The sequence below is a fragment of the Lysobacter sp. Soil_N_51 genome (assembly GCF_057655755.1).
In genome coordinates, this window is record NZ_JBDGLR010000008.1 from 276,708 (window position 1) to 291,279 (window position 14,572).

The 14,572-nt window shown below is 68.0% G+C and carries 13 protein-coding genes; 7 read left to right on the plus strand and 6 right to left on the minus strand.

The genetic code is table 11. The features are described 5' to 3' along the window. Positions 1-217 precede the first annotated feature (217 nt). Positions 218-1,675 carry a sulfatase family protein gene (locus AC3A4T_RS17210; protein WP_487676475.1) on the minus strand — a complete coding sequence of 486 codons (1,458 nt, stop codon included), beginning with the start codon at positions 1,673-1,675 and terminating at the stop codon, positions 218-220. A gap of 140 nt (positions 1,676-1,815) precedes the next feature. Between AC3A4T_RS17210 and AC3A4T_RS17215 the strand changes: the two genes are divergently transcribed. Beyond that, positions 1,816-2,553 (plus strand): hypothetical protein, encoded by a 738-nt coding sequence (locus tag AC3A4T_RS17215; RefSeq protein WP_487676476.1) that lies wholly within the window; start codon positions 1,816-1,818, stop codon positions 2,551-2,553. A 129-nt stretch (positions 2,554-2,682) separates the two neighbouring features. Here AC3A4T_RS17215 and AC3A4T_RS17220 read toward each other — a convergent pair whose 3' ends face one another. Together AC3A4T_RS17220 and AC3A4T_RS17225 are read right to left on the minus strand one after the other, a co-directional pair. Then, the gene (locus AC3A4T_RS17220) at positions 2,683-4,023 is read right to left on the minus strand and encodes an XVIPCD domain-containing protein (RefSeq protein ID WP_487676477.1); all 1,341 of its coding nucleotides are present in this window, start codon (positions 4,021-4,023) and stop codon (positions 2,683-2,685) included. 24 nt (positions 4,024-4,047) lie between these two features. Then, entirely contained in the window at positions 4,048-4,791 is a 744-nt protein-coding gene (locus AC3A4T_RS17225; RefSeq protein WP_487676478.1) for a hypothetical protein, read from the minus strand. A 449-nt stretch (positions 4,792-5,240) separates the two neighbouring features. Between AC3A4T_RS17225 and AC3A4T_RS17230 the strand changes: the two genes are divergently transcribed. Beyond that, complete coding sequence (locus AC3A4T_RS17230) at positions 5,241-6,821, plus strand: CocE/NonD family hydrolase (RefSeq protein WP_487676479.1); 1,581 nt, start codon at positions 5,241-5,243, stop codon at positions 6,819-6,821. A gap of 507 nt (positions 6,822-7,328) precedes the next feature. Here AC3A4T_RS17230 and AC3A4T_RS17235 read toward each other — a convergent pair. The 3 genes from AC3A4T_RS17235 to AC3A4T_RS17245 form a co-directional block, all read right to left on the minus strand. Then, on the minus strand, positions 7,329-8,579 hold the full coding sequence (locus AC3A4T_RS17235) for a heme biosynthesis HemY N-terminal domain-containing protein (protein WP_487676480.1): 1,251 nt from the start codon (positions 8,577-8,579) through the stop codon (positions 7,329-7,331). Positions 8,580-8,673: 94 nt separating this feature from the next. Continuing rightward, positions 8,674-9,672, minus strand: a complete 999-nt coding sequence (locus tag AC3A4T_RS17240; RefSeq protein ID WP_487676481.1) for a uroporphyrinogen-III C-methyltransferase — start codon at positions 9,670-9,672, stop codon at positions 8,674-8,676. Positions 9,673-9,803: 131 nt separating this feature from the next. Next, complete coding sequence (locus AC3A4T_RS17245) at positions 9,804-10,667, minus strand: uroporphyrinogen-III synthase (protein WP_487676482.1); 864 nt, start codon at positions 10,665-10,667, stop codon at positions 9,804-9,806. Between the two features lie 178 nt (positions 10,668-10,845). Here AC3A4T_RS17245 and AC3A4T_RS17250 point away from each other — a divergent pair, with 178 nt between their 5' ends. The 5 genes from AC3A4T_RS17250 to AC3A4T_RS17270 all read left to right on the plus strand — a co-directional run bounded on the left by AC3A4T_RS17250 (position 10,846) and on the right by AC3A4T_RS17270 (position 14,357). Further along, positions 10,846-11,304, plus strand: coding sequence for a YiiD C-terminal domain-containing protein (locus tag AC3A4T_RS17250; RefSeq protein WP_487676483.1), 459 nt, complete (start codon positions 10,846-10,848; stop codon positions 11,302-11,304). Positions 11,305-11,352: 48 nt separating this feature from the next. Continuing rightward, entirely contained in the window at positions 11,353-11,775 is a 423-nt protein-coding gene (locus AC3A4T_RS17255; RefSeq protein WP_487676484.1) for a hypothetical protein, read from the plus strand. Positions 11,776-12,052: 277 nt separating this feature from the next. Next, complete coding sequence (locus tag AC3A4T_RS17260) at positions 12,053-12,490, plus strand: rhodanese-like domain-containing protein (protein WP_036107606.1); 438 nt, start codon at positions 12,053-12,055, stop codon at positions 12,488-12,490. A 276-nt stretch (positions 12,491-12,766) separates the two neighbouring features. Beyond that, positions 12,767-13,279: a protein-export chaperone SecB gene (gene secB, locus AC3A4T_RS17265; RefSeq protein ID WP_036107609.1), complete on the plus strand. Its 513-nt coding sequence runs from the start codon at positions 12,767-12,769 to the stop codon at positions 13,277-13,279. 31 nt (positions 13,280-13,310) lie between these two features. Then, positions 13,311-14,357, plus strand: coding sequence for an NAD(P)H-dependent glycerol-3-phosphate dehydrogenase (locus AC3A4T_RS17270; protein WP_056113403.1), 1,047 nt, complete (start codon positions 13,311-13,313; stop codon positions 14,355-14,357). The last annotated feature ends 215 nt before the right edge of the window (positions 14,358-14,572 follow it).

A 14,572-nucleotide genomic window follows, 5' to 3' on the forward strand; every position in this document is an offset into this window, starting at 1 on the left:
GGGCGGATGAGGGCGCGTAATGCATAACGGTTGCGCAGCCAACGTCTGGCTTCGCACACCTTCACCCCAACCGCACCCCGGCCCAAACGCATAGCGTTTGGGCGTTCGCGGGCGCGCGAGCCAATGGCTCGCAAGCGGCGCCCACTCACCCCGCAAGCGGGAGAGGGAGCAGGTATGCGCGAAATTGATATAGCGCCGCTATCGCAATAGCTCAGCCTCAAGCAGGCCCACCCCGACTCGTCCCCGCGATGTACAGCGGCGGCCACCCCACCGGCGTCGTCCCCTTCTCCTTCATCTGTATCGCCAACTCCGCTTCCAGCGCTATCTGTTGATCGGCGTAAGCGGGATTGCCGGCCAGATTGGTGTTCTGCTGCGGGTCGGCGGACAGGTCGTACAGCTCCCAATCGCCGCCCTGGCTCTGCGCGCCCGCGGCCGGCGCATACACCGCATAGGTCCACTGCGCCGAACGGATCGCGCGGATCACGCTCGGACCGTTGCCGCCGATGTCGTCGTAGGTGTAATGCACATAGTCCTGCACCGAGCCGCGGCTGCCTTCGAGCAGCGGGCTCAGGTCGGTGCCGGCCAAGCCGGGGAATTGCGAACTCACGCCGAGCAGGCTGGCCAAGGTCGGCAACAGATCGACCGAACTGGCCAGCGCCTGCGTGCTTTGCGGCTGCGGCCATGCGATGGGATTGGAGAACAGCAGCGGCACGTGGATGGCTTCGTCGTAGGCGTTGACGAATTTTTCGACCATGCCGTGCGACAAGCCCAGTTCGCCGTGATCGGCGAAACGCACGATCAAGGTCTGGTCGATCTGTTCGCTGCTCATCGCATCGAGGATCTGCTGGATCTGCGAATCTACATAACCGACCAGATACGCATAGAAGTCGACGAAGTCCTGCTCGCTGGCGCCGTCGTTGCCGCTCATCTGGGCGAAGGTGTAACTCGATTGCGCGCGCGGCTTGCTCGAAAGATTTTCGTCGGCATTGAGCGGGATCGGCGCGGCGGTGGCGCGATAGGTCGCTTGGTCGTAATAGCTCGCGGCCTGATTGAGATAACCCAGATGCACGTCGTGCGGATTGACCAGCGAAACCACCAGGCAATACGGCGCGGCCGGCGGCGCGGCGAGGAAGCTCAGCGCATCGGCGAGGTAGCGCTGATCGTTCTGGTTAGGCGCGCCGGGCGTGACCGGCCCCGTGCTCAAGGTGCCGCCACCGAGGAAGGTCGCGTTCAAGCTGATGCCGGCGTCGTTCGGGTCCCAGGTCGAAAAACCCCACTGAGCGAGCTCATCGTCCTGCGTGCCCGGTTCGTTGTTGCCGAGCAGATGCCACTTGCCGATCCAGTAGCAACCATAGCCCGCGGCCTTGAGCACGCTGGCGAGATTGGGAAACTGCGAGGGCGGAGGCAGCGGCGCGCCGCCGGTGTGGGTGCAGCCGGTGACCGCCGGGTACTGGCTGGTCAGAAACGTGGCGCGGCTCGGCGAACACATGCACGCGCCGGTGAACGCGGCCTGGAAATCGATGCCGTTGGCAGCGAGCTGGCGCATCGCCGGCATGGCCGCGGCGAGGGTGGGTTGGTAGGACGCCGGCCATTGCAGCAGGCTGCGTTCCTGGTCGGTAATGATCAGCAGCAGGTTGGGTCGGTTGCCGTTCGAGAACAGATCGCTCAGGGCCATGTCGGTCGCTCCGTGGGATGCAAGCTCAAACGCGGGTAACGGCGCCGGCAGGACGGCCGTGACCGCCGCGCGTCGGCCGGGCGCATACAGGCGCCGTGCGCTCGGGCAATATGTGCGCACCGTCACGACAAGGAGCTGTCATGCGCCGTTCCACTTCCACCGTTCTCGCCCTGCTGGCCTTCTCGCTGCTGCCGTTGTCGTCAGCGGCGATGAGGTTGACCGCGCAATCGTTCGTCTGCCCGATCGACGGCCAGACCTTCTCGACGCGGCTGATGAGTTCGGGCACCTCGTTCGGCTCGTATTTCGATACCCAGCGCTTCGGCGCGATCGCCTCGCCGGCGCCGCTGCCGGTGTGCCCGGGCAACGGTTTCATCGTGATCGACGAGAACCGCAGCTACAGCGACGCCGAACTGGTCAAGCTGCGCGCGTTCGTGGCGTCGGACGAGTACCGCGGTTGGGTCGCGAACGACACGCCGTATTACCGCTTGGCCAAGCAGATGGCCTGGTCGGGCGAATCGCCCGAGCGCATCGCCGGTGTATTGCTGCAGGCGACCTGGGAGGCTGGCAGCCAACGTTATCCGCGCTACGCCGCCGAGGCGTTGAAGGCGATGCAGCAACGCGCCGCGGGCGAAGCCGGCAGCGATCGCGTCTACCACACGCGCATGCTGATCGGCGAATTGCAGCGTCGCCTCGGGCGTTTCGATCAGGCCCAGGCGACCTTCGAGGCGCTGCGCCGCGACCGTGCGTTCCCGGGCAAGCAGGAAGCGGAAACCGCGGTCTACATGCGCAAGGTGCTCGACGCGCAGTTGCAGTTGATCCGTGCGCGCAGCGTGGCGCATGCGCGGTTGGACGAGGACGGCACGATCGTCGATTTTTGATCGAAGTTCGGTTGCGGCGGGATCGCGCCGCGGGTGAGCGCGGCGCGATCCGGTTGTTGTTTGATCGCCCAACGCATGCGGCGATCAAGACTCGCGCCGAAGCCAAAGCGCCGGCACGAATCACAGCGCTCACGCCATGCTGCGCGCCGGACTGCGTTGCTGTTCGGCCTGCTGCTCTTGCTGCAGCGCCGCCTGCTGCTGAGTCGCCTGCGGCTGATTCATCGCCAGCGCCTGGAACGACTGCTCGACCTTGGTCTCCATCGCCTCGCGGGTGTTGACATGCGCGCGCTGGGCGGCCGGGTCGGACGGATCGCCGCGCACCACGAACACGTTCTCGCCGGCGCCGAGCCGATCGGTGCCGCGGCTGAGCACGACCGCATCGACCCGATCGAAGCGGTTGTCGCCGGCGAGCTGGGTCAGGCGCGCGGTCAGGCGCTCGCTGCCGTCGTCGTAGCTGCGGCCGTGCGCCGCATCCAGGCGCTGCACGCCCTCGCGGCATTGGCAGTACAGCGAGTGCTGCGGATGGTCTTCGCGGCGCGGGTCGAACGGCGCGGCGCTGGCCAATTGCACGGCCGTTTCGCGCCCAGGCGCAGTGAGGCCCGGCTGCGTGTTGTCGGCGAGCGTCCACGGGCTGGTGGCGATCGGCCGGCCGCGATTGGGGTCGGCTTCATGGAAGTCGTCGCGCATTTCCTGTCGATGCAGGCGCACCGCGCGCGCGTCGTTGAGTTGGGCGAGTTGCGCGGGATCGCGCACTTCACGGATGTAGGGCATCCCGCCCGCACCGCCGCCGCTGATCGACGTCCAACTGCGGTCGCGCTGATCGTAATGAAACGTGAGAGGCGGCCCGCCGATGGTGTTCGGATCGGTCGTGGGGTGGCTGCCCGCGGCCGCGCCCATCCGGGTCAGCCCCAGCCGCGCGGTGTATCCCGCGGCTTCCATCGGTGGCAGGTTGCGAGCGATGTCGGCCAGCGTGCTGCCGCCGCGCTCGAGGCCGAGGCCGCCGTTGTTAAGCATGTGCGACCACACTTGCTCGACCTCGCCTTCGCCATGCGTGCGACGGGCGCCTTCCAGCAATACTCGCGGGGTCCAGGCGTTGGGATCGATGCGCGCGTGAGTGAATGCCTGGTCGTGCGCGCGCTGTACGTCCTGGGCGGGCAGGTTCAGCGCCCGCTCGGGCCGGCCGTCGGCGAAGTGTTGCTGACGCAGGGCGAGGTCCCTGCGGATCAGGTCGACGCCGAAATTTTCCCAGTCGCGTTCGCTCAGATTGCGGCCATCGCTGCGCGCCCGGTTGTCCGCATACAGATTGGCGACCTGACCGGGGGCGTTGTCGTTGCGCACCACGCCCAGCGCCAGCAGGCCGTAGCCGTCGTTGCCGGTGTGCTGGGCCAGATAATTCCAGTACAGCTCGCGATTGCCCGCGCGCGCGTAGTGGCTCAGGATTTCCATGTCCTGCTGGTTCATGCCGCTCATGATGTCCTCCTTGAAATCGTCGCCTTAGCGCGCGTCGTTGATGTGGTACTGGTCGAAAAGGTCGCGGATGCGACGTTCGATTTTCTGCCAGTCTTGCATGAACACGCGCAGATAACTGACGTTGATGCGCGCGTCGTAGCGGGCGATGGTGAAATCGTGCGAACACATCGACAGCTTGGGCGTACCGAGCAGGCGTAACGTGGTGCCCTGTATCTCGGCGCCGTCCGGCATTTCGCGCGAAGTGCATTTGATGACCGTGGTCAGCGTGCCGTTCGCGTCGCGGGCCACGAACCAGTCGTTGTTGAACAGCGAGTCTCGATCGCCGGCGCGGCCGATCTTGTCGCCGTGGGTCTTGAGGTTGTACGCATCGAGCTTGGCGAAATCGGTGTAGTAAGGCGTCAGGCCGAACACCGGTTCGCCACGAAGGCGCAGGTCGGGGTTGAGCGTGGGGTCTTCGCGACGCTTTTGCTCGGAGTCCACATTGGAGATCAGCGCTCGGTCCAGACTGGTCTGCAGCGGCACGCGGTCGATGTAGGTCGGAGCGATGTCGATATTGCGGGCGAAACGCTGTTCGCCGCCTTCGAAGTAGCGCTCGCCCGGCGCCAGCGGCTGCAGGTCGGGCCACTGCACGATCAGCCGCATGTTGCCCTGGAAATCCGGGCCGAGCTGGGTGTCGAAATAATTCGCGGGAATCTCGAAGCGGTGCGGGCCGAGCTTGGCGTGCACCGGTTTGTCGGTATAGGGCGAGGCGACGGCGGCGTCCGTCATGGCATGAGGCTCCTGGGCTGGGCTGGAGGGCAGCGCCGACGATGTGCAGGCCGCCAGCGCGAGGCTGGCGGCGAGGACGAAGCTGCGGCAAGTCCGGGCCGAGGTCGTCATGGGCATCCTCCATTGATGCGGTGCGGATGTACGGGTGGGGTTCGCACAGCGGGCCAGTCTAGGTGCGGCTGCTGGAGGGGTAAAGGAAGGCGGCGATACGCCGATCGTCGAGGCCACGGGTCGTGGTTAGTTGCCCCAGGTCGCGGCATCCATCGGCGATGCCGGCCAGGCGACTACCCACCCGAACCCCGATCCGTGATCGCAGTCGCGCCGGTTCACCAAGCTGCTCCGCTGGCACGGTTGTTGTGTCTCCATTCGCGGTGGTACGGTCGATCGGCAACAAACCATACGCAAACGTATCTTAATGTGCTGAACAGTCTCTGGGAGGGGACAGCCTCATGCGCAAGCTCGGGTCGTGGTTCGCGTTGTGTCTGGTCCTTGCCGTGTTCGCCGCTCCGGCGATGGCGGGTGGTTTCAATGGCAGCTATCAGCGCATTCCCGGTTGGGACGGCGCGGAGATGAGCGCCTTCGTGATGGTGCCCAAGGACCAGGGCCCGGGGCCGTTTCCGCTGCTGGTGATGCCGGCCAGCTGGGGCGCGCCGAACCTGGAATACGTCGGCCGCGGCGCGGTGCTCGCCGGCCAGGGCTATGTGGTGATCAGCTACACCTCGCGCGGGTTCTACGATTCGGCCGGGCAGATCGACATCGCCGGGCCGGGCACGGTCGAGGACGTCAGCGCGGTGATCGACTGGGCCCTGGCGCATACCCCGTCCAACCCGGCCAAGATCGGCGCCAGCGGCATTTCCTATGGCGCCGGCATCAGCCTGCTCGCGGCCGAGCGCGATCCGCGGATCAAGGCGGTCGCGGCCCTGAGCGGCTGGGCCGACCTGGAGGCGTCGCTGTACGCCAACCGCACCGTCAGCCAGCAAGGCGCGGCGCTGTTGGTGCTGGCCGGTTCGCTGACCGGACGGCCCGGGCCGGAACTGGCCGGCGCCACCGCGCGCATCGCGCTCGGCGACTTCGACGGCGCGGTCAAGGGTCTGTTGCCGGTGGTGCCGCAGCGCAGCCCGATCACCGACGCGGCCGCGTTGAACCGCAACGGCACCGCGGTGTTCCTCGCCAACGCCTTCAACGACAGCCTGTTCCCGCCGGGCCAGTACATCGACTTCTACACCGGCCTGAGCGGACCCAAGCAATTGCTGTTCGCCCACGGCGATCACGCCACGGTCGAGGTCGCCGGCGCGTTCGGCCTGCCCAACGAGGTCTACACCGGCGCGGTGCGCTGGTTCGACCATCACCTCAAGGGCATCGACAACGGGGTCGAGCGCGAACCGGCGGTGCGGCTGAAATCGCAGGACGGCGACTGGCGCGGTTATGCCGACTGGAATGCGGTGCAGACCGGTTCGACCGTGCTCGCGCTGAGCCGGCCGAGCGGGCTGATCGCGCCGACCGGTGAGCTGCGCAGCGCGCCGAGCACCGGTTGGACCCATTCGATCCTGACCGGCCTGCCGACCGTCGCCGATTCCGGCATCGCCTTTGTCAGCGGTTTCCTGCAATCGGTGCAGGTCGCGCCGCAGGCATCGATTCCGCTGGTCCTGCGCGCTGGCGCGGGCGTGTGGCAGACGCCGATGAACTGGTTGCCGCAGCAGCTCAGCGGCATGCCGAAGCTGCACCTCACGGTGACCCCGAGCCAGTCCGAGGTGAGCCTGTTCGCCTATCTCTACAGCGTCGACCTGCTCGGCAACGGCACCTTGCTCAGCCACAAGCCGTACTCGCTGCGCGGCGCGCGTCCGGGCGTGGCGCAGACCATCGACCTGCGCCTGGAGGCGACCAGCTGGGACATCCCGGCCGGCCGCAGGCTGGTGTTGGTGGTCGACACCCAGGACCCGCGCTACACCAGCGCGAGCACGATCGGCGGCAGCGTGAGTTTCAGTTCGCCGGCGTCGGATCCTTCGACGTTGACGGTGGCGTTGCGCTGAATTTCGCGATGGCGTGACAAACGAGACGGCGCTTCGATGCGCCGTTTTCGTTTTGGTGGCGTGAGACGGGACAGGTGTTTCGATGGTGGTGGGGGTTAGGCGCGTGGTGCCGTAGAGATGTGGTTTGAGCAAGATTTCGAGCGACGAGATGTCGCCATGTCACTGCGATGGCGTCGTGATCGTAATTTCGCGGTCGCGGCTTGCGCCGCTCCTACAGGGAGGCCGTGCAGCTTTTACTCGAGCTTGAAGTCGCGCAGCGCTGGAGAAGAAACCTGACTTCAGATGAAAGCCACATGGCCTCCCTGTAGGAGCGGCGCAAGCCGCGACGCGCGTCACCACGACAACATCGAAAACCATATCCGCGCCGAGCAGCCCCAAACGACGCTCGCGCCGCGCCGACCTCGATCCCGACGCAATAACCGCCACCTGCATCCGCGTAACGCACATCCCCAAAACAAAACGGCCGCCCCGAAGGCGGCCGTTCCGGCGGACGAATAACGACGCGCCTCAACCGCGCAACCGCGGCATCCCGAACTCATCGCGTTCCTCGATCACCGCCTCATCGAACAACTTCTGGCGCAGATCGCGCCCCGGCAATTCGGTGATCGCCTCGCCGCGGCCGGCGCGCAGGGCGTTGACGTAGCTCAGGCGCGCGCGGTTTTCGTCGCCGGCCTGGGCGAAGCCGTGGCCGAGTTCTTCCCAGGCTTCGCTGTTGGCGCCCTGGGCCAGGGCGCGGTGCAGATAGGCTTCGGCCTGCGGCCACTGTCCCTGCGCGCGGGCGAGGCGGGCCAGGCTCACCAGCAGGCCGGGGCTGCCGGGATGGGCCTGCAGCCAGCGTTCGGCGTTGGCGCGGCGCGCGTCGAGGCGACCGATCGGCAGACGGCCGTACAGCGCGGCCAGCGATTCGTCCCAGCGCGTGTCCAGAGCCTGTTCCAGGCTCTTGGCGGCGGCTTCCTCCCAACGCAGCGCGGCGGCGCGTTCGGCGTAGGCGGCGACCGCGGCCGGTTCGGTCTTGAGCGGCTTGGGCAGGGTTTCCCAATGATCGGCGAGCACGTTCGCGTCGGCGGCTTCCCGCAGCGCGGCTTCGGCCCAGGCGGCTTCGTACTGGCTCAGGCGTTCGGCCGGCCAGACGTTGTGCTGACGCAATGCGCCGAGCAGGCCGTAGGCCTCGCCGGCGCGGCCGAGCGCGGCCAGCGCTTGCGCACGCAGGGCCAGGCCGCGCGGCGGCAGCGGTTGCGCGGTGGGCATGTCGAGCGCGGCCAGCGCGTCGCCGGGACGGTCTTCGGCCAAGGCCAGATCGGCGGTGGCCAGGGCGCGCGCGACCGGATGGTCGGCGGCCAGGGCATCGAGGTATTGCACCTTCGCCGCCGCATCGCCGCGCGCGGCGGCGGCACGCGCGGCGGCGACGCCGGCGATCGCGGCCACGTCGCGGTTGCGCGCGGCCTGCGCCAGCGATTTCTCGGCGCGGGTCCAATGGCCCTGATGAAGCGCATCCAGGCCATCGATCAGACGCGCGCGCGCCTGCTTCTTGCGATGCCGGCGCACCGCGGTGAACGGCAGGCTGAGCACCTTCCACACCAGCCACAGCGCCAGCAATCCGCCGATCAGTATCAGCAGTGCCTTGGGCACGTTGGTGAAGTAGTTCATGCCGCCGTAGGTGACGACGACCTTGCCCGGATCCTGCACCAGCAGTTGCGCGGCCAACGCGCCGACCAGCGCGAGCACGATCCAGAACAGCAGATTGCGGAACAGATTCATTGCGGTGGCTCCTTGCTCTGACTCGCGCGCCGGGAATCGTCCAGGCGCGCGCGTTGATGCCTATGCGACGACGCGGGCGTGGGTTGCGGCCGGATCAGTGGGCCGTACGCAACTGGCGCAATTGCTGCAGTGTGGTGCCCAGGGTAGGAACCGAGAGTGAAAGCGGCAGCGCGGCGATTTCGCGCAGCTGCGCGAGCTGTCGCTGTTGCACGGGCGAGGCGGCCGACAGGCGCTGCACCCAATACTCCGCGCGGCTCAGCGCGGTGCGCAGACCCGGCGCGTCGCGACGTTCGGCGGCGGCGCGGGCCAGCGAAATCTCCAACTGCAGGCCGGCCAGCGCGGCGGCGCGGTCGGTCGGGTGCGCGGCAACGGTGCGATCAACCGGCTGGCTTTCGATCAATGTGCCGAACGCGCGCTGCCACCACGGCGCCAGCACCGGCGCGGCGGCGGTCGCGGTGTCGGGCGGCAGGCTCAGGCCTTGGGCGAGCGCGTCGAGCTTGGCCATGGCCTGCACCCGCGGTTCGATTCCCAGTTCCTTGAGCGCGGCGGTTTCCTGCAGCAGGGTCTGGCGCAGGCTGAGGTAGGCCGGATCGTCGATGCCGTCGAGCACGCCGCCGGCCAGGGCGTAGGCGCGGCGCGCGCCCTCCAGGTCGCCGGCGATCAGCAGCCGTTGCTGGCCCAGGCTGAGCAGCAACTCGGTTTCGTCCAGGCGCATCGCCTGGGCGCCGTGGCGGTCCGGGTCGGCGAGCTTGGACACGCTGTCCTCGATGAGCGCGGCGCGCTGGCCGATCCCGTGCAGCTCGTCACGCAGCACCCGGTTGGTGCTGTCGGCCTGGACGATGCGGCGGTTCTGCGCGTCCTGATTGGTGCGCAAGGTACTCAGGCGCTGGTCCAGCGCGTCCAGCCGCTGGTCGGCATCGGCTTCTGCGGCGAGTTCGCGCGCCTGCCGGTGCTGCCATTCGCGCCAGCCGTACCAACCGCCGCCGCCGAGGATCAGCAGCACGATCAGCAGCCACAGCCAGCCATTGGAGCCACGCCGCGGCGGCGCGGAAGCGGAGGGAGTCGAGGACACGGTATCGAGGGGGACGTTCATGACCCGGCCATGCTACCGGATGAGCGCATCAAGACCGCCTTGACGGCGCAAATGGCCGGCGGGCGGCGGGGCTGGCGCGCGGTCGGCCGGGTCGGCGCCGGCTCGCATCGCCCGTGCGCGGGCGCGCGACCTCAATCGTCCCCGGTCGACGCCTTCGGCTCCGGCTCGCTGAGCGTCACCCCGGGTAGCCGCGTCAGCACGGCGGGATCGAGCAAGTCCTGCGGACGCGGTCCGGCCGCCAGGGTGACCGCGGCGAAGCCAAGACTCCGCGCCAGCTCAGCGAGGCGTTCGCTGGCCGCGCTGACATGCGCGTCGCGCAGTCGCGCCGCCGCGTCGTCGGGCAGTTGCGCGAGCACCTGCTGCAAGGCCTCGCCGCTGGACAAGGCGAGCACCGCCGGCGCGTCGAGCCCGATCACCTGCGCGATCGCGAAGCGCGACAAGGTCGAAGGCTCGCGTCGATAAATGTCGGCGCGCAACACGCGCGCGCCGCGTGCCTCGAACGCCGGCGCGAGCACGCCGCGTCCGCCCGGCGCGGTGATCAAGCCGACGCTGCTGCCGTGCAGTTGTCGCAACGACGGCAGATCGAGCAGGCCTTCGCTGGTCATGCGTTCGGGCGATGCGACTTCATCGATGCCGATCGCGTGCAATCGCGCTGCCGTGCTTGCGCCGACCGCATACCAATGTTGATCCATGCGCCGCAGTGTGGAACGCATCGACGGCGCATCGCTGCGTTGATCGGCCGCATGCAGATCGTGCAGCGCCTGCGCTGCATTCGGGCTGGTGACGACGATATGCGTCGCCTCGAGTGCATCCGCGAGCGCGCGTCGCGTCGTAGCGTTGTTATGCGTATGCACCGACCAAGGTGACAGTTCGATCAATGCGCCGCCGTATCGTTTTGCTATCGCGCGCAATGCTTCATGCTCGTCGCTCGGGCGCAACGAGATCACGTACCATCGCGTCGTTTGTTGCGTCGTTTGTCGCGGCGTGCGGCTCATGCGATCAGCTTCGCACAGTGTCCGCATCGCGTGCAGTCGCCGACGGTCGCGGGTCGTCGCGATCGCGCGCGTCGACGCATCGCGCACAGCGCATGGGTCGACATGAAATCGTCATGTGTTCGCTCCAGGTCGCCGCTTTCGTTCTGCCTCATCACTTTCCCCAACGTAGCCAGTCCCGATGCCCTTAGATGCCGCTCAGCAACGTCTGCAACAGCACTACCAGTCCATGCCGCCGGTCGCGGCCATGCAGGTTTCCGTCGCCGGCTACGACGGTACGCGCCTGCGCCTGCGCGCGCCGCTGGCGCATCACCTCAACGACAAGGGCTGCGCCTTCGGCGGCAGTCTGGCGTCGATGATGACCCTGGCCTCGTGGGGCCTGGTGTCGCTGGGGCTGGAACGCGCCGGGCTGCAGGCCGAGGTGTTCGTCGCCGACAGCCAGATCCGCTACCTGGCGCCGCTGTTCGCCGATCTGGAAGTGCATGCCGAGCTGGCGCCGGAGGCCGACTGGAACAGTTTCCTGACGACCCTGCGCGAGCGCCGCCGCGCCCGCACCTCGCTGATCGCGCGCGCGCTGCTGCCCGAGGGCGGCATCGCGACCGAGTTCACCGCGCGCTACGTGGCCATCGCTAAGCCCTGACGGCGCAGGTAGGATGCACGCCGAACGTCCCCTCCGCCGGAGTCCGCGATGCGCTTGCTGAAATTCGTGCTGCTGTCCTGCCTGTTCGCTTTCGCGCTGACCGCCTGCCAGACCACCGGCACCCAGAACAACAAGCTCACCGAGATGCAGTACAACTACTCGGCGGCGATCCGCTGGGGCGATTTCGAGGGCGCGGTCAATCTGATGAAGCCCGAGCTGCGCGCCAAGATGGCGCCGACGCCGCTGCAGCTGGAGCGTTACAAGCAGATCCAGATTTCCGGTTACAACGACGTCGGCAGCAGCGCGGACAAGGAAAAGGGCACCGCGGTGCGCCTGGTCAACATCGGCGTGATCAACCGCCACACCCTGGCCGAGCGCAACGTGCGCTACACCGAGGCCTGGGAATGGGACCCGGAAATCAAGACCTGGTGGCTGATCAGCGGCCTGCCGGATTTCTGGGAAGGGCAGTAAGCCTCAGTCCTTCTGCATTGCTCGAATCCTTCTCCCGCTCGCGGGAGAAGGTGCCCGACAGGGCGGATGAGGGCGCGAGGTCTGCCGCCCTCACCCCAACCCCTCTCCCGCGCGCGGGAGAGGGGCCAAGTAACACCTTGGATTGGTTTGCGCACTTCGCAGACCGCCTCGACCCCGCCCCGTTTTGCTTGCCAGCCCGCCCTGGGCGACAATCGCCGCCCCGCGAGGGCCGTGCCGGCCCCCGCCCCGATTCGCCCCGTGCGTGAGTCCGCCTTCCGTGAGCTTTGATGAACTGCTGGCATTCGCCGGCCGCCACATGTACCTGTCGCTGGGCTTCGTCGGTCTGACCGTCGCCATCGTCTACACCGAGATCGCGCGCCTGTTCCGCGGCTACAAGGCCCTGCGCCCGGCCGAACTGACCGCGCTGATCAACCGCGACAACGCCCTGGTGATCGATCTGTCGGCGAGCGGCGAGTTCGAAAAAGGCCATATCGCCGGCAGCCGTTCGGTCCAGGTCAGCCAGTTCGACCCGGAAAGCAAGCTGTTGGCCAACGCCAAGGCGCTGCCGGTGGTCGCGGTGTGCCGCACCGGTCAGGCCTCGGCCGACGCCGCCAAGCGGCTCAAGAAGGCCGGGTTCGAACAGGTCTATTGGCTCGACGGCGGCGTCCAGGCCTGGCAGCAGGCCGACCTGCCGCTGATCAAGGGCCGCGGCTGAACCGGCGTGCCTTGACCGGCCCGCTGTCACACCGCCCCGCCGTCGCGAGAACCGGCCGCGTGTCGCGAATACGCCACGCGCCGCGCCCACACTGGCTCAATCCGTGAGCGATTGCCGCCCTTGCCCTTGATTGGCGCCGGGCCCGCCTCAATTCACTCGATTCGTCGTCGATGACGGGCCGCAGGGGCGAACCCGGCCGGGCGTTTGGTCCCGGTCCGCGCGAGCGGGCATAATCGACCTCTTTTCCGATTTCAATTCCGCTGGGGGAGTCACCCGATGTCCGAAGAAAACGTCAACGGCGCAGTCGCGCCGGCCGAAGCCGCAACCGGCCCCGCGTTCACCGTCGAGAAGATCTACGTCAAGGACGTGTCCTTCGAGGTGCCCAATGCCCCGGCGGTGTTCGCCGAGACCGCGCAGCCGCAGCTGCAGCTGAACCTGTCGCAGAACGTCCAGCGCGTCGGCGAGAACGCCTACGAAGTCGTGCTCGGCGTGACCCTGACCTGCACCGCCAACGACAAGTCGATGTACCTGGCCGAAGTGAAGCAGGCCGGCGTGTTCGGCCTGGTCGGCTTCGACGCCCAGACCCTCGACGCGATGCTCGGCACCCACTGCCCGAACGTGCTGTACCCGTACGCGCGCCAGCTGGTCAGCGACCTGATCCAGGCCGGCGGCTTCCCGCCGTTCTTCCTGCAGCCGATCAACTTCGACGCGCTGTACGCCGAAGGCATGCGCCAGCGGGCCCAGGGCGGCGACAACCTCGCCGACGCGGAAACCGCCGGCAACGCCTGAGTCCGATCACTTTCAGGGTCTGCCCGCGCGCATGAATTCACCCGCCTCGGCCACCACGGCTCCGAAACCGCGCATCGCGGTGCTCGGTGCCGGTTCCTGGGGCACCGCGCTCGCGGCCCTGATCGCCCGTCACGGTCACCCGACCGTGCTGTGGGGCCGCGACGCCGACGGCGCCGCGGCCATCGACACGCAACACGAAAACCCGCGTTACCTGCCGGGCATCGCCCTGCCCGAATCCTTGCGCGCGACCACCGACCTGGCGGCCGCGCTCAAGGACGCCGACCTCGTACTGGTGGTCGTGCCCTCGCACGCCTTCGCCGAAACCCTGCGCCAACTGGCGCCGCACCGGCCGCCGCACGCCGGCGTGGCCTGGGCGACCAAGGGCTTCGAACCCGGCAGCGGCCGCTTTCTGCATGAAGTCGCCGGCGAAGTGCTCGGCGCGGACGTGCCGCTGGCGGTGGTCACCGGCCCCTCGTTCGCCAAGGAAGTCGCGCAAGGCCTGCCGACCGCGCTGACCGTGCATTCCGACGATGCGGCGTTTGCCCAGTCGGTGGCCGACGCGCTGCACGGCCCGGCGTTCCGCGCCTACACCGGCGACGACATGCTCGGCGCCGAGCTCGGCGGCGCGATGAAGAACGTGCTCGCGGTCGCCACCGGCGTCGCCGACGGCATGCAACTCGGTCTCAACGCCCGCGCCGGCCTGATCACCCGCGGCCTCAACGAAATGCTGCGCCTGAATCAGGCGATTGGCGGCCAGCCCGAAACCCTGATGGGCTTGGCCGGTCTCGGCGATCTGGTCCTGACCTGCACCGGCGATCTGTCGCGCAACCGCCGCCTGGGCCTGGCCCTCGGCCGCGGCCAGTCGATCGAAGACGCGGTGCGCGAGATCGGCCAGGTGGTCGAATCGGTGCAGACCGCCGACGAGGTCATGCGCCAGGCCGAACGTCACGGCATCGAACTGCCGATCTCCAACGCGGTGCGCGCGGTGCTGCACGGCGAAATCACCCCTACCGACGGTTTGCGCAAGCTGCTGTCGCGCGAACAGAAGCCCGAGTACCCGGCCGACCTGTTCGGTTGAGCCGTCGCTTGCGGCGTTGATGTCAGCCGGCCGACGCGCGCCGGAACAACCACTCCGATCGATCGCGGCCTTCGCCGCGTCGCGTTCGCGCGCGTGCGAACGCGTCGATCCGTGCCGCCGTGCGCGGCGGCGAGTCGATGCGATCGCCGGTCGCGATTTCGCGACGCAAAAAAAGAGCCCGGCTTTTCAGCCGGGCTCGATCGCGACGATTCAGG